General features: G+C 63.4%; 19 protein-coding genes and 2 tRNA genes. 14 read left to right on the top strand and 7 right to left on the bottom strand.

The genetic code is table 11. The features are described from left to right. Positions 1-2: 2 nt before the first annotated feature. On the bottom strand, positions 3-1445 hold the full coding sequence (locus SMD31_RS10065; RefSeq protein WP_320500693.1) for an NAD(P)-dependent oxidoreductase: 1443 nt from the start codon (positions 1443-1445) through the stop codon (positions 3-5). 320 nt (positions 1446-1765) lie between these two features. Here SMD31_RS10065 and SMD31_RS10070 point away from each other — a divergent pair, with 320 nt between their 5' ends. Continuing rightward, positions 1766-2587 (top strand): undecaprenyl-diphosphate phosphatase, encoded by an 822-nt coding sequence (locus SMD31_RS10070; protein WP_320500694.1) that lies wholly within the window; start codon positions 1766-1768, stop codon positions 2585-2587. Between the two features lie 20 nt (positions 2588-2607). Continuing rightward, positions 2608-3852 carry a glycosyltransferase family 87 protein gene (locus tag SMD31_RS10075; protein ID WP_320500695.1) on the top strand — a complete coding sequence of 415 codons (1245 nt, stop codon included), beginning with the start codon at positions 2608-2610 and terminating at the stop codon, positions 3850-3852. Between the two features lie 165 nt (positions 3853-4017). Here SMD31_RS10075 and SMD31_RS10080 read toward each other — a convergent pair whose 3' ends face one another. Then, entirely contained in the window at positions 4018-4752 is a 735-nt protein-coding gene (locus tag SMD31_RS10080; protein WP_320500696.1) for a type 1 glutamine amidotransferase, read from the bottom strand. A 27-nt stretch (positions 4753-4779) separates the two neighbouring features. Then, positions 4780-5721 (bottom strand): complex I NDUFA9 subunit family protein, encoded by a 942-nt coding sequence (locus SMD31_RS10085; protein ID WP_320500697.1) that lies wholly within the window; start codon positions 5719-5721, stop codon positions 4780-4782. Between the two features lie 206 nt (positions 5722-5927). Here SMD31_RS10085 and SMD31_RS10090 point away from each other — a divergent pair. The 9 genes from SMD31_RS10090 to ptsN all read left to right on the top strand — a co-directional run bounded on the left by SMD31_RS10090 (position 5928) and on the right by ptsN (position 13491). Then, positions 5928-6012: transfer RNA gene (locus tag SMD31_RS10090), tRNA-Leu, on the top strand. A 103-nt stretch (positions 6013-6115) separates the two neighbouring features. Next, positions 6116-6739, top strand: coding sequence for a ribonuclease D (locus SMD31_RS10095; protein WP_320500698.1), 624 nt, complete (start codon positions 6116-6118; stop codon positions 6737-6739). A gap of 209 nt (positions 6740-6948) precedes the next feature. Further along, positions 6949-7971: a KpsF/GutQ family sugar-phosphate isomerase gene (locus SMD31_RS10100; protein WP_320500699.1), complete on the top strand. Its 1023-nt coding sequence runs from the start codon at positions 6949-6951 to the stop codon at positions 7969-7971. Between the two features lie 9 nt (positions 7972-7980). Continuing rightward, positions 7981-8661: an LPS export ABC transporter periplasmic protein LptC gene (lptC, locus tag SMD31_RS10105; RefSeq protein ID WP_320500700.1), complete on the top strand. Its 681-nt coding sequence runs from the start codon at positions 7981-7983 to the stop codon at positions 8659-8661. After that, positions 8658-9575 (top strand): LptA/OstA family protein, encoded by a 918-nt coding sequence (locus SMD31_RS10110; protein ID WP_320500701.1) that lies wholly within the window; start codon positions 8658-8660, stop codon positions 9573-9575. Before lptC ends, SMD31_RS10110 begins: the two co-directional genes overlap by 4 nt. Positions 9576-9661: 86 nt before the next feature. Next, complete coding sequence (gene lptB / locus SMD31_RS10115) at positions 9662-10417, top strand: LPS export ABC transporter ATP-binding protein (RefSeq protein ID WP_320501024.1); 756 nt, start codon at positions 9662-9664, stop codon at positions 10415-10417. Positions 10418-10429: 12 nt separating this feature from the next. Continuing rightward, the gene (rpoN, locus tag SMD31_RS10120) at positions 10430-12010 is read left to right on the top strand and encodes an RNA polymerase factor sigma-54 (RefSeq protein ID WP_320500702.1); all 1581 of its coding nucleotides are present in this window, start codon (positions 10430-10432) and stop codon (positions 12008-12010) included. A 351-nt stretch (positions 12011-12361) separates the two neighbouring features. After that, positions 12362-12958: a ribosome hibernation-promoting factor, HPF/YfiA family gene (gene hpf / locus SMD31_RS10125; protein WP_320500703.1), complete on the top strand. Its 597-nt coding sequence runs from the start codon at positions 12362-12364 to the stop codon at positions 12956-12958. Positions 12959-13023: 65 nt separating this feature from the next. Further along, a complete protein-coding gene (gene ptsN, locus SMD31_RS10130) occupies positions 13024-13491 on the top strand; it encodes a PTS IIA-like nitrogen regulatory protein PtsN (protein ID WP_320500704.1) in 468 nt (155 codons plus the stop codon). A 78-nt stretch (positions 13492-13569) separates the two neighbouring features. Here ptsN and SMD31_RS10135 read toward each other — a convergent pair whose 3' ends face one another. Together SMD31_RS10135 and SMD31_RS10140 are read right to left on the bottom strand one after the other, a co-directional pair. After that, positions 13570-13803, bottom strand: coding sequence for a DUF1150 family protein (locus SMD31_RS10135; protein WP_320500705.1), 234 nt, complete (start codon positions 13801-13803; stop codon positions 13570-13572). A 2-nt stretch (positions 13804-13805) separates the two neighbouring features. Next, positions 13806-14303 (bottom strand): Hsp20 family protein, encoded by a 498-nt coding sequence (locus tag SMD31_RS10140; protein WP_320500706.1) that lies wholly within the window; start codon positions 14301-14303, stop codon positions 13806-13808. A gap of 254 nt (positions 14304-14557) precedes the next feature. Here SMD31_RS10140 and SMD31_RS10145 point away from each other — a divergent pair, with 254 nt between their 5' ends. The 3 genes from SMD31_RS10145 (at position 14558) to SMD31_RS10155 (ending at position 17409) form a co-directional block, all read left to right on the top strand. Beyond that, complete coding sequence (locus SMD31_RS10145) at positions 14558-15094, top strand: ankyrin repeat domain-containing protein (protein WP_320500707.1); 537 nt, start codon at positions 14558-14560, stop codon at positions 15092-15094. A gap of 295 nt (positions 15095-15389) precedes the next feature. After that, positions 15390-17081: a methyl-accepting chemotaxis protein gene (locus SMD31_RS10150; RefSeq protein ID WP_320500708.1), complete on the top strand. Its 1692-nt coding sequence runs from the start codon at positions 15390-15392 to the stop codon at positions 17079-17081. A gap of 187 nt (positions 17082-17268) precedes the next feature. Beyond that, positions 17269-17409 (top strand): hypothetical protein, encoded by a 141-nt coding sequence (locus SMD31_RS10155; RefSeq protein ID WP_320500709.1) that lies wholly within the window; start codon positions 17269-17271, stop codon positions 17407-17409. 80 nt (positions 17410-17489) lie between these two features. On the opposite strand, the gene SMD31_RS10160 is transcribed toward SMD31_RS10155, so the two are convergent. Next, positions 17490-17565: transfer RNA gene (locus SMD31_RS10160), tRNA-Ala, on the bottom strand. A 161-nt stretch (positions 17566-17726) separates the two neighbouring features. Next, positions 17727-18056: a TIGR02300 family protein gene (locus SMD31_RS10165; protein WP_320500710.1), complete on the bottom strand. Its 330-nt coding sequence runs from the start codon at positions 18054-18056 to the stop codon at positions 17727-17729. Between the last annotated feature and the right edge of the window lie 99 nt (positions 18057-18155).

Genomic DNA, 18155 nt, shown 5'->3' on the forward strand with positions numbered 1-18155 from the left:
CCTTACTCCGCCGCGACCTTGCGCGCGTTTTCCCTCAGATATGCCTCGATCCCGGCGGCGGCGTCGCGGCCATCGCGGATCGCCCAGACCACCAGTGAGGCACCGCGCACGATATCGCCGGCAGCGAACACGCCGGGGATGGTGGTGGTGAGGTTGCGCCAGTTGATGCGCACCGTGTTGGCCTTGGTGACCGAGAGGGCCGGGGCTTTGAGGCGCTGCGGCAGGTCTTCCGGCTCGAAGCCCAAGGCTTTCACCACCAGATCGGCCGGCATGTCGAAGGCCGAGCCGTCGATGACGCGTGGTGTCTGCCGGCCGGTGGCATCGGCCATACCGAGATGAATGCGCTCGGCACGCACCGCCTTCACCTTGCCGACCTCGTCGTCGAGGAACGCGGCCGGCGCCGACTGCCAGATGAATTCGACGCCCTCTTCCTCGGCGTTCTGCACCTCGCGCTGCGAGCCCGGCATGTTGGCGCGGTCGCGGCGGTAAAGGCACTTCACCGATTTGGCGCCCTGGCGAATGGCTGTGCGCACGCAATCCATCGCCGTATCGCCGCCGCCGATGACGACCACATTCTTGCCCTTGGCATTGAGCTCGCCGCTGGCGATCTCGGCCACCTGATCGCCGAGGCCGTCGCGGTTGGCGGCGGTCAGGTATTGCAACGCCGGCACGATGCCCTTCGCCCCGGAACCGGGGGCAGCAAGATCACGCGCCTTATAGACGCCGGTTGCGATCAGCACCGCGTCATGCCGGGCGCGCAGATCGTCGAGGCTGATGTCGCGGCCGATCTCGACACCCAGCTCGAACTTGATGCCGCTTTCGCGCAGCAGCCTTTCGCGCCGCGCCACCACCTGCTTGTCGAGCTTGAAATTGGGAATGCCGTAGATGAGCAGGCCGCCGACGCGGTCATAGCGGTCATAGATCGTGACCTGATAGCCCTTGCGGCGCAAAGCCTCGCCGGCGGCAAGGCCTGCGGGACCGGCGCCGATGATGCCGACGCTCTGCGCCAGTTCGTGGCTGGGCTTCACCGGCTGCACCCAGCCCATTTCGAAGGCGGTGTCGGTCACATGCTTTTCGATGGCGCCGATGGTGACCGTGCCGTGGCCGGACTGCTCGATGACGCAGTTCCCCTCGCACAAACGGTCCTGCGGGCAGATGCGGCCGCAGATCTCGGGGAAGGTGTTGGTGGCGGCCGAGATCTCATAGGCCTCCTCCAGGCGCCCCTCGGCGGTCAGTTTCAGCCAGTCCGGGATGTTGTTGTTGAGCGGGCAATGCACCTGGCAGAAGGGCACGCCGCATTGCGAGCAGCGGCTGGCCTGGGTTTGGGCAAAGCGGGCGGCGAAATCGGCATAGATCTCGGCAAAATCGGTGCGGCGCTCGTCGGCTTTGCGCTTATCCGGCATGGCGCGGGCGACGGACACGAATTTCAGCAATTTTTCCGCCATGGCTTCCTCTGCTTTGGCTCGCCGATTTGGCCCCGGATCGGGGCGAATGGCCCGACACATTAGCAGGCTCTTTTGTCAGATCAATGAAGATTTGACCAGTTAAGACAGGTAAGCTGACTTATAATTCGTCCGAGAGGTCAAGAATAGCCTCGGAGGACTCCTGTCGGGTGGTTTGCGCCGGATAATAGGTCCGATATGTGACTAATTATCCAATCGGCAGCTTTTCCGCCCCATGCTATAAGCCAACGCACTGATTCACTTGAGACTCTGAGAAAAGCGGCCGGTTGGCCGCGCCGAAGCCGCCAGGGGATGGTTGCCGCGTGCCGAACATCGACATCCTTGTCCTCGCCATCGTGCAGGGCATCACGGAATTCCTGCCCATCTCCTCGTCCGGCCATCTCATCCTTGTGCCGAAGCTGTTCTGCTGGCCGGATCAGGGCCTGACCCTCGATGTCGCGGCCCATGTCGGTACGCTGGTCGCCGTGCTGATCTATTTCTGGCGCGATGTCGGCAACATGGCCGGCGGCCTGGCGAAACTCGCCCGTGGCAAGCGCGACAACCGCGCCCGCATGGTCTGGCTGCTCCTGGTCGCCTCCGTCCCCGCCCTGGCCATCGGCTTCGCCCTCGATAAATGGGCCGGCGATGCCTTGCGGGACGATCGCATCATCGCCGCAACACTGATCGGGTTCGGCATCCTGCTCTACATCGCCGACCGTGTCGGCCTCACCGTGCGCCGCATCGAACACATGACCGCCGGATCGGCCCTGGCGATCGGGTTTTTCCAATGCCTCGCCTTCGTGCCCGGCACCAGCCGCTCGGGCATCACCATGACCATGGCAAGGATCCTGGGTTACGAGCGCAAGGAAGCGGCGCGGTTTTCCTTCCTGCTGTCCATCCCGACCATTGCGGCGGCCGGCCTCTATAAAGGCATCGAACTGGTGCGCTCCGGCAATTTTGCCGAAATGGAGCGGGCCGTGATGATGGCGGGCTTCTCTGCCGTCACCGGCTTCCTCGCCATCGCCTTCATGATGTACTGGCTGCGTCGTGCCAGCTTCGCTCCCTTCGTCGTCTATCGCATCGCGCTGGGTGGCGTGTTGTTGTGGGCGATCTATGGCGGCGGCTGGCAGAGCGTCTGTTCCTAAGAAACTGCGGTATCTGCCTCATGACCATGCCGTCACACACCCATTCGCGCCTCGCCCTGCTATCTGAGGTTGAAGATAACGGACGCACAATCGGCCCGCTTGCATTTGCCAACATCCTCGTCGTCATTGCCTTGATCGCGCAATGGACCTATGCGGCGGTGACCGGGGATCTCCATTTTCGCGGCCACATGATCGGCCTCGATTTCGTCAACACCTGGCTGGGGGCCAAACTGGCCTGGGCGGGCGATGTCGCGCCGCTGTTCGATTTCAATGCCTATAACGCGTTGCTGCGCGATCTTTTTGGCGCCGACTTCCCCGCGCATATGTGGTCATACCCGCCGCATCTTCTGCCGCTGGTGGCGGTCTTCGGGACGATGCCTTATGCGCTGGCCTATGCGCTGTGGTGTTTCCTCACCTGGCTGATTGCGCTGGCCGGCGGCCGGGCGCTGGGCTTTCGCGGCGTCGATCTGCTGCTGCTCCTAACATCCCCCGCCATCGCCATGAACATCATCGCCGGACAGACGGGTGCGCTGGCCAGCGGCTGCCTGATGCTGGCCTTGGGCCTCTCGGCGCGACGCCCGCTCGCAGCGGGCCTTGCCGCAGCGGTGCTGACGGTAAAGCCGCAACTCGGCCTGCTGCTGCCGGTCGAATGGCTGCTCCGTCGCCGCGTGCCCGCCATCCTTGCCGCCATGCTTGGCACGGTGCTGCTGGTCGGCATCAGTCTCATCTTTCCGGGATTGGCGGCCTGGCAGGGCTTCCTCGATGTCACGATGCCGGCGATGCAGACGGTCATGCTGTCCGGCGACCTGACGGCCGCCAAGCTCATGCAGCCGAACTGGTCCAGCGCGCTGCAACTCCTTGGTCTGGCGCGCGGCCTGGCGGTCACCGTGCAATGGCTGGTGGCACTTGTCTTCGTCGCCTGGTGGCTGCGCACGAGCGCGAGGCTTGGCAGGATCGCAGATGACGGGGAACGCGCGCGGCTGCGGACGGCGTCGCTTCTGATCGTCAGCGCGCTGGTAACGCCCTACATCCACAATTACGATTTGGTGCTGGTGGTCCCCGTCGTGCTCTGGGCCTGGCGCGATCCAGCGGTACTGGCGCTGCCGCATCGGTACCGGCGCTTGCTGCTCATCCTGGTCTGGCTGCTGCCGTGGATCATGATACCGCTCCATGAAGCGCGCATCATCCTGGCGCCGGTCGCCACGACGCTGCTGGCCGCCCTGCTGCTGCGCCAGGCCAACCGCCGCCTTGCCGGCGGCCGATGAATTTCGCTGATAGATTCTTTTGAACCGGGTGCAGGGGTAAGGCGACAGAGATTCCGGCAGCCGAGTCCGGCCGGCCGTCCCCTGTGCTAGGGCGGCTGCCTCGGGTGTCGCCGCCGGATCCCCAAGGTTCGGCAGCGGCGCCCGATTTCTATTGCGCAGCCCGCTCTATTGCGCAGCCTTGGCGCGGCTGCGAACCAGCCCCATCCAATTGTCATAGAGCTGCCTGGCGGCGCGGTTGAAGTCCGGCATCAGGCCGGCTGCTTCATCGCGCAGGCGTGGCAGGGCGCCGCTGCCCAACGTTGCATCCAGCGAACAGGCATAGGCCGGGACATCGCCCCATTCCGGTACCGTGCGGCTCGTGAGCTCGACATGATATTGCAGGCCATAGGCGTGCCGACCAATGCGCATCGCCTGGTGCGGACAAACGGGCGATGACGCCAGCACGACGGCGCCTGGCGGCAAGGCCTGCACCTCGGCGCCGTGCCATTGCAGCGCCTTCTGCACGGGCGCCATGCCGGCAAAGATCGGATCGGCGCGGCCCTGCGCCGTCAGTTCGACATCAAGGATCCCAACCTCCGGCGCCGTCATCTTGCTGACGCTGCCGCCCAACGCGGCACCCAACAGCTGATGACCCAGGCACAGGCCCAGATACGGCATGTTGCGCGCCTCTACCGCTTCGCGGATGGCGGCCTTCTCGGCGACCAGCCAGGGATGCTGCTCTTCCTCCCACACATCCATCGGCCCACCCATGACCCAGAGCGCGTCATAGCGGTCGAGCGGCGGAATGCGCGCGCCCTCATCCAACTCGATGGCGTCATAGGCGATGCCATCGGCCGTGAGGAAATCGCGCAAGATGCCCGGATGTTCGCAGGCGATGTGTTGGAAGACCAGGAACCGCATGCTGAACCTCCGCGTGGGGGTGGTGGATCAAGCCTTGTTGTAAAAGCCCAGCGGCCGGTACTGATCGAGATAACTGGGCAGCACCGATTCCAACGTCGTCGGCGTGATGCCGAGATCAGGGAGGCCAGGCGTGTTCGCCGTCGCCACATTGTCGCGCTTCAACAACCGCACCTGATCGACCGTGAGCGGTGGAATGGGCAGCAATTGCAGGAACGTGGCATTGAGCGAGGCAAGTGCAAAGGGCAGCGGCAACAGCAGGCGGCAGCGGCCGATTTCCTTCAGCAACAACTCCATCAACGCGCGGAAGGTATAGACGCGGGGACCGGCGAGTTCATAGGTCTTACCTGCCGTGCCGGCATCCTGCAGCGCCGTCTCGACGGCCGTCGCGACATCGCCGACGAAGACCGGCTGGAACCTGGTGTGGCCGCCGCCGATCAGCGGCAAGGCCGGCGACATCATCGCCATGCGCGCAAAGCGGTTGAAGAAATCATCCTCGGCACCGAACACGATCGAGGGGCGCAAGATAGTGGCGCCGGGGAAGGCCAGATTCACCGCCTGCTCGCCAGCCGCCTTCGAGCGGGCATAGAGCGCATCCGATTTCGAATCGGCGCCGATCGCCGATATCTGAATGAAGCGCGTGGCGCCGGCAGCCTTGGCCGCCGCCGCAACCCGCGCGGGACCTTTGGCCTGAACGGAATCGAAGCTCTGCCTGCCCGATTGATAAAGAATGCCGACCAGATTGACGACGGCATCGGCACCGGCAACGGCCGCCGCCACTGAACGGTCGTCGCGGATATTGGCGGCGATCGGCGTCACCTGGCCCACATCGCCGCTGGTCTTCAAGAACAAGGCTTCGTTCGGGCGGCGCACCGCGACCCGCACCTGCCAGCCGGCGCGCGCCAGCCGCTGCACCACATAACGGCCGATGAAGCCCGAGCCGCCGAAAACGGTTACCAGACCGCGTGCCATGATCCTCACCCTCACTGCCACTGCCGATCATTTGCCGGCGAGATCACCTAAAATAGGGATCGGCGCGGCAATTTGGCAATGAAATCGGGCGTCTGGTGGCCTCGGTCCGCCCCTTTGACTCCATTGTGAAAAAGTCCGCGCAAAGGGTCAGATCGGGGTTGACTTTCAGTCGCCCCTGACGAGAATGCGCGGGCTTTCGGCCCCCTGCCCAGGTGGCGGAATTGGTAGACGCGCAGGTTTCAGGTACCTGTGGGGCAACCCGTGGAAGTTCGAGTCTTCTCCTGGGCACCAAACTCCAGCTTCAAGTTGGGGGCTCATTCTCCCTTGCCGGAGCCTTGGCCCCCGCTGAGCGGGAGGCGCCGAAGCCACGGCTGGTTGGCTTAGGGAGGCGCATGTGACATTCCATCTGCATCAGGGTGATTTGCCCGAAGGCCTCGATTTCGGGGCCAGTGTCGCGATCGACACCGAAACGATGGGCCTCAATCCCCATCGCGACCGGCTGTGCCTGGTCCAACTCTCCTCGGGCAACGGCATCTGCCATCTGGTCCAGATTCCGCTGTGCCGACCCGACCGACCGCACCGCGCGCCGCGCTTGCAGGCGCTGCTCGAAGACCCGGCGGTGCTGAAGATCTTCCATTTCGCCCGCTTCGATCTCGGCGTGCTGTGGCATTACCTCGGCATCAACTGCCAGCCCGTCTATTGCACCAAGATTGCCGCCAAGCTGACCCGCACCTTCACCGACCGGCACGGCCTCAAGGATTTGTGCAAGGAACTGCTCGGTGTCGAGATCTCCAAGCAGCAGCAATCCTCGGATTGGGGCGCCCCGCAGCTCAATGACGAGCAGCTGAAATACGCGGCTTCCGACGTGCTGCATCTCCATCGCCTGAAGGAGAAGTTCGACGAGATCCTGGCGCGCGAGGGGCGGACCGAGCTTGCCCGCGCGTGCTATGATTTCCTCCCCGCCCGCGCCAAGCTCGACCTTCTCGGCTACGAAGACCCGGACATCTTCGCCCATTGACCGCTGGAAGGGTGCCTTCCCGGCGCTAACCCCTTGTCCCAATTGGGGGCTTTTCCTTGACAGGATTCCCGGGGCCTTCTAGTTAGGGCTGTCCTGGTGCTCCTGGTGGATTCGCCCCACATTTGGCGCTAGTTTGATGACCCGACAGTAAATTCCTTGCATTCCCAGTTCCTGATTCTGACCATTTTTGAATGGGTTCGGTGCCCAGAATGAGCCAAGCGAGCGCCCCCACGCGGACACCCGCCACACTGCCCCAGAAGCCACATGGCGATGGCCTGGTGGCGGCACTGACGGTGCTGCGCCAGGAACGGGACGCGCTGGCCGAGCTGCTGGCCACGTTCGAGGCCGGCGAGGGGCGTGCGCTGGTCGCCAAGGCCCTCGATATCCTCCATGCCGTGACCGGCCGGGTCATCATCACCGGCATGGGCAAGTCCGGCCATGTCGCGCGCAAGATCGCCGCTACCATGGCCTCGACCGGCACGCCGGCGCAATTCGTCCACCCGGCCGAAGCCAGCCATGGCGACATGGGCATGGTGACCGAGGCCGATGCGGTCGTGGCGCTCTCCAATTCCGGCGAGACGGCCGAGCTTGCCGACCTCATCACCTATTCGCGCCGCTGGCATATTCCGCTCATCGCCATCACCAGCCGCCGCCAATCGACGCTGGGCAACGCCGCCGACGTGACGCTGGCCCTGCCCGCGACCGGCGAGGCGGGTGCCCTTGGTTTGGCGCCGACCTCGTCCACCACGATGATGCTGGCCGTGGGCGATGCGCTGGCCTTGGGCCTTTTGGAAGCCAAGGGTTTCTCGGCCGAGGATTTCCATCGCTTCCATCCGGGCGGCAAGCTGGGGCAGAAGCTGCTCCGTGTCGTCGATCTCATGCATACCGAGGCAGAGATGCCGCTGGTGGGTGAGGCGACGCCGATGTCGCTGGCGCTCATCGAAATGACCAGCAAGACCTTCGGCTGCGTCGGTGTGGCGGATGCGTCGGGCGCGCTCGTCGGCATCATCACCGACGGCGATTTGCGCCGGCATATGGGGGCGGATCTCCTGGGGCAGAAGGTTGCTGCCGTCATGACGGCGCGGCCGCTGACCATTAGCGCACAAGCGCTGGCCGCCGAAGCCGTGCGCATCATGAATGAAAAGTCGATCACGTCGCTCTTCGTCGTCGACGGGGCAAAGCCTGCCGGCATCATCCGGCTGCATGATTGCCTCCGCGCCGGCGTGGCATAAGGCAGCGACATGGCAGTGCGCGATTTCATGGACAAGTTGAGGGCGCCCAAGAGCCTGGTGGGTCCGGCGGTCTCCGACCCGCGCGCCATCTTCAATCGCCGCCGCAGTCGCCTTGCCTGGCTGAAATTCGCTCTGCCGCTGGTGGCCATCGGCATCATCGGCGTGCTGACCTACCTCAATTACAAGCATCAAAGCGACACGGTGGTCAGCATCCCCGTGGTCGAGGACATGCCAAAGCTCGATGTCGGCATGAAGGTCAACGGCATCGCCTTCGAAGGCAAGAGCAAGAGCGACCGGCCGTTCTCGGTGACGGCGCTCAGCGCCAGCGAAGCCAAGAGCAACAAGGACCTCATCGATCTCGAGGAACCGCAGGCAGAAATCGAACTCTCGGCGCAGACATGGATCGCCGTCACGGCCGAGCATGGGGTCTACGACCGCAAGCTCGACAAGGTCGATCTCAGCGGCGCGGTGACGGTCTATCACGACAACGGCCTCACCTTCTCGACCGAGCAGGCGGCGATGGATCTGCACACCAACACGGCCTCCGGCACCATGCCCGTGACGGGCAAGGACGAGACGCGCGAGCTTTCGGCCGAAGGTTTCGAAATGCTCGATGACGGCGCGACCGTGCTCTTCAAGGGCCGTTCGTATCTGAAGATCAGCCCTAAGGGGAAGGGAAGCGGGGAATGAAGCGGCTCGCCATGAACGATGCACCGCATGCGCGCTTGAAGACGGCGCTGATGGCGAAGGCCCGTTTGCTGGGCGCGGCGGTGCTGCTGCCGACGGTTCTCGCGGCCACCTCTGTTGCCGCTCAGGAAGCGACCACCGACGTCGCCCAGGACGCATCTGCCGCAGCCCCGGTCAGCGCCAGTGGGGGTATGGATTTTGGCGACGACACCCAGCCCTTCGAACTCGGGGCCGACCAGGGCATCGAATGGCGCAGCAAGGAAAAGACCTATACTGCCCGCGGCAACGCGGTCGCCAAGCAGGGCAATTCCTCAATCGGCGCCGACACGCTGGTCTTTTATACCGGCAGCGATGACAGCTCGTTCGACCGTATCCTCGCCACGGGCAGCGTCAAGGTGACCTCGGGCAGTTCCGTCGGTTACGGCGACAAGGGCGACTACAACGCCACCGAAAAGCTGCTGCTTCTCACCGGCAGCAATCTCAAGATCACCAGCGACAATGACGTGGTGACGGCGCGCGACCGCATCGAATACTGGACCGGGCGCAACGCCATCACTGCGATCGGCAACGCCGTGGTGGTGCGCGAGGACACGCGCATCCACGGCGACAAGGCGACGCTCTATTTCGCTAATGATGCCGAGGGCAAAAGCAAGCTCAGCCAGATCGAGGCGGACGGCAAGGTCAAGGTCCTCAACAACGGCCAGACCATCTATGCCAACCATTTCGCCTATAATCCGGATACCGATATCGCGCTGATGACGGGCGACGTGCGCATCGTCGACGGACAGAACGAATATCGCGGCCAGCGCGCCGAGATCGACAACAAGCGCAAGATCAGCCGGATCCTCGGCGGCGGCGAACGCGTCCATACCTTCATCAAGCCGAAGAAAAATGCCGCGAGTACAGCCACCCCATGAGCGACGGCGCGGAAAATACGGACCGGGACGAGACACCGGCGGTGGAAGCGGCCCCGGCCGCACCCGTCAATGGGCATGCGACGTTCATGGTCAACGGCACGGCAATCGATCCCACCGTCGTCCAGGGCCTCTGCGCCTATCACCTGGGCAAGCGCTACAAGAAGAAACCCGTGTTGCGCGATGTTTCCGTGGGCGTCCAGCGTGGCGAGGCAGTCGGGCTCCTTGGGCCCAATGGCGCCGGCAAGACGACCTGCTTCTACATCATCACGGGCCTTATCCGCGCCGATGCCGGCGCCATCTTCCTCGATGGCCAGGAAGTGACCGACCAGCCGATGTTTGAGCGCGCGCGCGGCGGTATCGGCTACCTGCCGCAGGAAGCCTCGATCTTCCGCGGCATGTCGGTCGAAGACAACATCATGGCCGTGCTCGAAGTGGTCGACAACGAAGCGGCCTCGCGCGTGGCGCGGCTCGACCAGCTGCTGTCCGACTTCTCGATCTCGCATCTCCGCAAGGTGCCGGCGATGGCGCTTTCCGGCGGGGAACGCCGCCGCGTGGAAATCGCCCGGGCGCTGGCGACCCGGCCCAGCTATATCCTGCTCGACGAACCGCTGGCGGGCATCGACCCCATCGCCGTCAACGACATCCGCGACATCATCTCGCACCTCAAGGATCGCGGCATCGGCGTGCTGATTACCGATCACAACGTGCGCGACACGCTGGAAATCGTCGATCGTGCCTATATCCTGCACGAGGGCGAGGTTTTGCGGGAAGGCAGCCCCGCCGACATCGTCTCCGACGAGGACGTTCGGCGCGTTTATCTTGGAGAAAGATTCTCGCTGTAGTACGCTCGGCTTATGGCGATTTCGCAGCGCTTGGATTTGCGCCAGGCCCAGAGCCTGGTCATGACGCCGCAGCTCCAGCAGGCGATCAAGCTGCTTGAGCTTTCCAATCAGGAACTGACGGCCTATGTCGAGCAGGAACTGGAGCAGAACCCGCTGCTCGAGCGCGGCGAGGACGAGCGCGCGGTCGGCGGCGAAGAAGGCGGCCGTCTTGCCAGCATGGAAGCGATGGCGAGCGAGCCGGTCGAGGCGCCAGGCAACGACCGGGTCGTTGACAGCAGCGACTATGTGCAGAGCGAAACCATGGGCGATGAGCGCCAATCGCCGCTCGATACCGATTACGACAATCTCTACAACACTGCCGAGGATCGCTCGGCCGAGCGCGGCACCGAGACGGCGGGTGCCGCCGACAGTGGTTTCGGCGATGCCTGGACCACGGCCGGCGGCGGTGGCGGCCGCACCGATTTTTCCGATTCCGAATTCGGCATCGAACAGACGCTGAGCAAGCCGGAGACGCTGCGCGAGCATCTCGAACGCCAGCTCTATCTCGACATCCACGAACCGACCGAACGCATCATCGGCCTGCAGCTCATCGACATGCTCGATGATGCCGGCTATCTCGTCGGCGATCTTCCATCACTTGCCGAGCGCCTGGGCACGACGATCGAGCAGATCGAGGCGGTGCTGAAACGGCTGCAGCAATTCGACCCCTGCGGCGTCTTTGCGCGCAGCCTTGCCGAATGCCTGGCGCTGCAATTGAAGGAGCGCAACCGCCTTGACCCCGCGATGCAGGCGCTGCTCGACAATCTCGAACTGCTGGCCAAGCACGATCGGCACCAGCTGATGAAGCTCTGCGGCATCGATGCCGAGGATCTGGCTGACATGGTGAGCGAGATCCGCGCCCTCAACCCCAAGCCCGGCGCCAGTTTCGAACAGGCCGATGTGCAGGCGATCGTGCCGGACATCATGGTCTGGCGGCGCCAGGACGGGTCGTGGTCGGTCGAACTCAATGCCGAGCAGCTGCCGCGCCTGCTGGTCAACCAGCAATACCATGCGCGCGTGCTCCCCAAGGCGCAAAGCAAGGCGGAGAAGGACTATCTCAACGAACGCCTTGCCACCGCGAACTGGCTGGTGAAGACGCTGCATCAGCGCGCCACCACGATCCTCAAAGTGGCCACCGAAATCGTGCGTCAGCAGGAAGCCTTCTTCCTCAACGGCGTGCAGCATCTGAAGCCGCTCATCCGGCGCGACATCGCCGAGGCGATCGGCATGCATGAGAGTACGGTCAGCCGCGTCACGACCAACAAGTTCATGGCAACACAGCGCGGTGTGTTCGAATTGCGGTATTTCTTCACAGCCGCCATTCAGGGGTCGGATGGCCAGGCAGCGCATTCGGCCGAGGCGGTGCGCCAGCGCATCAAGGAATTGATCGATGCGGAAGGTCCGGCCGACATTCTCTCCGATGACCGGCTGGTCACCATCCTCCAAGGGCAGGGTGTCGATATCGCCCGTCGAACCGTTGCCAAGTATCGGGAATCGCTCAGAATTTCTTCGTCCGTGCAACGTCGCCGCGAGAAGGCCTTGCGTTCGGCCTGATAGGGGCCACATCATGAATGTGAGGGGATGTGCCGTCGCCCGATCGCAGCGATTCCTTAACGTCCCACAGTGTATAGGGAGGTGTTAACGCCGGTAGGATGAGGTCCTGATTACCCGGTCCTCGCCCAGCCTCTCTAGCCGTTGACATCGCCAGGAAGGTCGCTATGGTCCGGCCGCGCCGCCGGGTCCCCCATGGAGACCGGCGGCGTGACGCTTCTAGGGATCCCGGGTCGTGGATCTTCATTGGTTGGTCAGCGCTGCGCGATTGAAGCGGCAGACCGGCCGGAGCGTCTAAGGGTTCGATGGCGTCGGATTGATCCAGCCATCGCACCATGTTTGCAGGAACACGCCATGAACCTGACAGTCAAAGGTAAGAACATCGATGTCGGCGATGCGTTGAAGACGCGCGCTGCTGAAAGTCTCGATCATATCTTCGGGAAGTACTTCTCGAATCCGATCGAAGCCACTGTCACGATGTCCCGCGAAGCGCATCTCTTCATGTCGCAGATCTCCGTCCATGTCGGCCGGGGCATCATGCTGCAGTCGGAAGGCGAAGCGGAAACGGCGAATGCCGCCTATGACACCGCGGCCGAGACGCTGGCCAAGCGCCTGCGCCGGTACAAGCGGCGCCTGCGCGACCATCATCGTGCCGGCACGGAAGATCGGCGGTCCCAATATTATGTGCTGGCCCAGGAACCTGAAGAGGCCGAAGAGCCGGAACATGTGAACGGTTCGGGCGAGGCGCATCACCCGGTGGTGGTAGCGGAAATGCAGACCAACATTCCGACTCTCACGGTCGGCGAAGCGGTCATGCGCCTCGACCTCGCCAATCAGCAGGCCATGATGTTTCTCAACCGCGCTCATGGCGGGTTGAACATGGTCTATCGACGCAATGACGGCAATATCGGCTGGGTCGATCCCGGCCTCGAAGCCGCGACGCGCCAGTAGTCGCGTTTTATCTTGGTGCCATCGGCTGGGCTTCCGGCCGATGGCATCTCTTGAGGCAAGACAAAATGGAAATCGAAGATCTCCTCGCAAACCCGGCCCATGTGCTGGCGAAGTTGAAGGCCGGAAACAAGAAGCAGGCATTGCAGGACATGGCTCGGCGCGCTGCCGAGCTCTCTGGACTGCATGAGCGCGCCATCTTCGATGTGCTGCTGGAGCGCGAGCGTCTGGGCACCACCGGCGTCGGCAACGGCATCGCCATTCCGCATGGCAAATTGCCTGAGGCCAAGAAGATGTTCGGTCTATTCGGCCGCCTCGAAACACCGATCGATTTCGATGCCATCGACGAGCAGCCGGTCGATCTCATTTTCCTGCTGCTGGCACCCGAAGGCGCCGGTGCCGATCACTTGAAGGCGCTGGCCCGCGTCTCGCGCCTGCTGCGCGACCGGGCTATCTGTGAAAAGCTGCGCGGTACCGATCAGGCCGATGCGATCTATGCGCTTCTCACCGACGGGGCGCATTCGCACGCCGCCTGACGTCGCGTGGCATGCACCAACGAAAAACGCCCCGCTTTCACGCGGGGCGTTTTCTATTTCCAAGGACGATGCGCTGGTTCAGTGAAGGGTGACCGGGGCCAACCCGTTCTCCCAGGCAGCGGCGACCGCCGCATCGCGATCCGGCATGACGGCCAGCTGCTGGCCATTGGCGGCGAAGATGCCGAACGCCGTCGCGCCATCCACGTCGACATCGCGCACATAGGCGACATCGTTGAGGCCCAGCGCCAGCAATTGCTGGCGGGTGATTTCATGGGCGTCGATGATCTCGGTCTTCGTGGTGCTCTTGGCCATGATTACTGCTCCTGCTTCACGGTACGCCCAACATCGTGGCGACCGGATTCCTTGTGCGTATCGATGCTGACCCGGGCCTCGTTCTCGGCACTGCCCTTGCGAATGGGCACGGTGCGGATTTGTGTCTCGACCCTGGGCCGGTCGAGATCGATCGACAGCAACCCGTTGTCGAGTGTGGCACCGGCAACCTCGATACCCTCGGCCAGAATGAAACTGCGCTGAAACTGGCGAGCGGCGATGCCGCGATAGAGGTAGACCCGCGCCGGATCGTCCTTCTGCTTGCCGCGAATGGTGAGCTGGTTGTCCTCGAGCTGGATATCGAGATCATCGAGCGTGAAGCCGGCGACCGCCAGCGTGATGCGCAGCCGATAATCGCTGACCTGCTCGATATTGTAAGGCGGATAGCCTTCGGCACCGGCCTTGGCGACTCGGTCGAGCGTGCGCTCGAACTGGTCGAAGCCCAAGAGGAGCGGGCTGTTGAAGAGGGACAGGCGCGACATGGCTCCTCCTTTCGAGCGAGCGGTACTGCTTCAGCTTATCCGGCACCCGTCATCGGCTTGCCGGTCTTCGGCCCCGACCGTGGAAAACGCGCCTTTGTGGGCTCAATTTCCCCCGGTCATCCGGGCACCTTGCTAGATGAGATAGTAATCTAGGTTAAGAAATCAAGTCAGGGTTATGACGGAACCGGCTTGCGCCGCTGCTCGGCCGCGCTAAACTATTCAGGGGACAAGAAAATCGGGGGAATTACATGATCGTGACTGAATCGCGTCGCCGCCTTTTGCGCCACCTCGCCGGTTTCGCGGCCCTGACGGCTTCAGCGCCGCTCCTCGGCGCCTGTGCCGGCCCCGGCGGCGGGGCAGGCTCCGATAGCGGCCAGGGCCTGCTCAAAATCGAGGAAACGCCGGCGACCCAGGCCACCAAGGACCTCTGGGCCGCCGCGCAATCTGGTGACGTTGCTGCCACCAAGGCGGCCCTCGCGGCCGGTGCCGATATCGAGGGCATCGACTTCTCCGAAAACCACAATGGCCGCCGGGCGCTCAATTATGCCGCCCTCAACGACCATGCCGAAGTGATCGAAGTCCTGCTGGCGGCCGGTGCCAATATCGAATCCGAAAATCGCACGCGCTTCCACCCGCTTCACCATGCGGCCGAAGCGGGATCGATCAACGCCATCAAGGTGCTGCTGAAGCACGGCGCCAACAAGCGCGCCAAGATGTATCGCGGCGGGATCCCCCAGCAGATCGCCGAGTTCAAGGGCCATCGCGAGGCCGCCTTGCTGCTGGTCCCCTGATGCGGGGCAGTCAGCTCCCGACGCCACCGTGGGGGCCCAGCAGACCAGCCCCGCCCATGGTCTAAAGGCGCAGCCAGACTTGGCTGTGAGGGGTGCGACGTTAGGGCGCGAAGTGGATTTATTCCTGGGAACCACACGCAGAGTGTGAAGTCAGCTGGGCCTAGCGGACCAGATGCCTAGAACAGGCACCTAACCCTCAAGTCTTATTAACCTTGTATTATATAGTGTTACCTAACCTCGGTGACTGTGCTGGGCGCGCTGCTGCGCCTGCCTGTTGCCGAAGGGAACCAGCATCATGCGCTTCAAGGATTTTCGTATTGCGACACGCCTCGCCCTCGTCGTGTTGGCGGCCATCGTCGGCATGCTGGCGATCGGCGCCCACGGCGCCTTCGACCTCAAGTCGACACTGCTCGAAGATCGCAAGATCAAAACCCGGCACGTCGTCGAAGTCGCCTATGGCTTGGTCGATCATTTCGCCAAGCAGGCGCAGGCTGGCACGATGTCCGAGGATGAAGCCAAGCAGCGCGCCATGGCCGCTCTCGAAGGCCTGCGCTATGACGAAAAGGAGTATTTCTGGATCAACGATATGACGCCGCGCATGCTGATGCATCCCATCAGCAAGAAGTTGATGGCGATGCCCAACCTCAACGACGTCAAGGATCCGACCGGCAAGGCGATCTTCCTCGAGATGCTCAGCGTCACCAAAGCACAGGGCGCGGGCTTCGTCGATTATCTGTGGCCGCAGCCGGGATCCGATCAGCCGGTCCCGAAAATTTCCTATGTGAAGAGTTTTGCGCCCTGGGGCTGGATCATCGGCTCGGGCATCTATGTCGATGACGTCAACAGCATCTTCTATGACCAGATGATGCAGCAGGGTCTGGTCATCCTCGCCATCCTGATTGTTGCCGTCCTCATCAGCTTCTTCATCGCCCGCAGCATTTCGCGGCCACTGGCGCGGACCACCGCTGCGATGATGCGCCTTGCCGAAGGCGACAAGACGGTCGCGGTCGAAGGCGCCGATAACAAGGCGGAAATGGGTGCACTGGCCCGGGCCCTGTCGGTGTTCAAGGACAACGCGCTGGAAATGGACCGCCTTGCTGCCGAACGCGCGGCGCAGGAGGAGCGCGCGCGCGAAGAAAAGCGCCAAGCCATGCTGGCGCTCGCGGACAATTTCGAAAGCTCTGTGCAGGGTGTGGTCAACCAGGTCTCCGGTGCCTCGGTCGAGTTGCAGGCGTCGGCGCAATCCATGGCCGGCAATACCGAGCAGACGACCGGCCGCGCGTCGATCGTGGCGACCGCCTCCGAACAGGCGTTCAGCAATGTGCAATCGGTGGCGGCAGCGACCGAGGAGCTCAGCGCCTCGATCACCGAAATCAGCCAGCAGGTCGCACAATCGACCACCATCGCCTCGCAGGCCGTGGCCGAAGCCAAGCAGACGGACCAGACCATCAACGGTCTTGCCGAAGCCAGCCAGCGCATCGGCGATGTCGCCAATCTCATTCGCGATATCGCCAACCAGACCAATCTGCTGGCGCTCAACGCCACCATCGAAGCCGCGCGCGCGGGTGAGGCGGGCAAGGGCTTTGCCGTGGTGGCATCCGAGGTGAAGAACTTGGCCAGCCAGACCGCCAAAGCCACCGAGGAAATTACCGGCCAGATCAACAGCATCCAAAGTGCGACCGGCCTCGCTGTCGACGCCATCCGCGGCATCACCAACACGATCAGCCGCATCGATCAGATCGCTGCGACCATTGCGGCGGCGGTCGAAGAACAGGGTGCTGCCACGCGCGAAATCTCCCGCTCGATCCAACAGGCGGCGGACGGCACCCGCGACGTCTCGCAGAACATCGCCGGCGTCTCCGACGCCCTGACCGAATCCGGGCGGCTTGCTGACGGGCTCCTCGGTGCCGCCTCCGACCTCTCGCGCCAGGCCGATGCCATGCGCAACGAGATCACCGGCTTCCTCGAGCGCGTCCGCGCCGGCTGATCGAGCCGGCAGCGCCGGCATATGCTGACGTTACTTGGCAGCCGGCATGGGCTATCATGCCGGCTGCGCTCGCGCTGCCATCCGTTCGGTCGGATGACCAGCTTTCAGTCCGCCTGGTTCCGGATCCGATCCAGGACAAGGCTTCCTGGGCCCGCGCTGTCGTTTCAATCCATGAAGGAGATACGCCGTGGCCAAGGGTCAAATGCGCAGCAACCGCGAAAAGAAGAAGCCGAAGCAGGACAAGGTGAAGGCAGCGCCAAGCAGCGGCGGCTTCGCCTCAGCTTCCTCCAATCCGGCATCATCCGCCTACGCCAACAAGAAGAAGTGAACTGAGGGCGGGGCTGGTGATCGCCGCGCCGCCAAAACCAAAAGCCCCCGCACGTCGCAGACGTGGCGGGGGCTTTAATTTGGTGGACCCAAGCGGGATCGAACCGCTGACCTCCACAATGCCATTGTGGCGCTCTCCCAGCTGAGCTATGGGCCCGAAACTCGGGGCCGATCACCGGAAGGCCTGCAAGGCAAGTCCCTCTCTGGGGGGCGATCGAACGGGCTGGAACCTAAGTGGCTGTCGCCCGGAATTCAAGCAGAAAAAAGGGCAATAGTTTCAATGCCCAGATTTGATGAGGCGGCCCGAATCCGGACCGCTCAGGCCTCGTCCTCGCCCTTCTCGATGGCTTCCGAGATATCCTCGTCATCCTCGCCAAGTTCCGAGGCGTCCTCGAGGACGACATCCTCTTCGTCGCCCAAATCCTCCTCGTCGGCCTCGGTGTCGACGACGACGTCATCGACTTCCGGATCGACAGCGGATTTGACCGGCGTCATCTTCTCGGCGACGCGGCGGCGGCTCTTCATCACGGCATCAGGATCATAAACCGTCTTGCACTTGGGGCAGACGATCGTTGCCTTGCGCATGTCGTAAAAATGGGCGGCGCAGCTCGTGCAAACGCGCTTGGTGCCCCATTCCGGCTTGGTCACGTGAACTCTCCGCTCGGGTTCTCGGTCGGGGGTGCCAATTGCCATAGCCCCGCGGGCCTGTCAACGCCCTCAAATCCGGCCCGAAATGACCCGTGTCGG

It is taken from the genome of Dongia rigui (assembly GCF_034044635.1).
In the GTDB taxonomy this organism is placed as follows: Bacteria; Pseudomonadota; Alphaproteobacteria; order Dongiales; family Dongiaceae; genus Dongia; species Dongia rigui.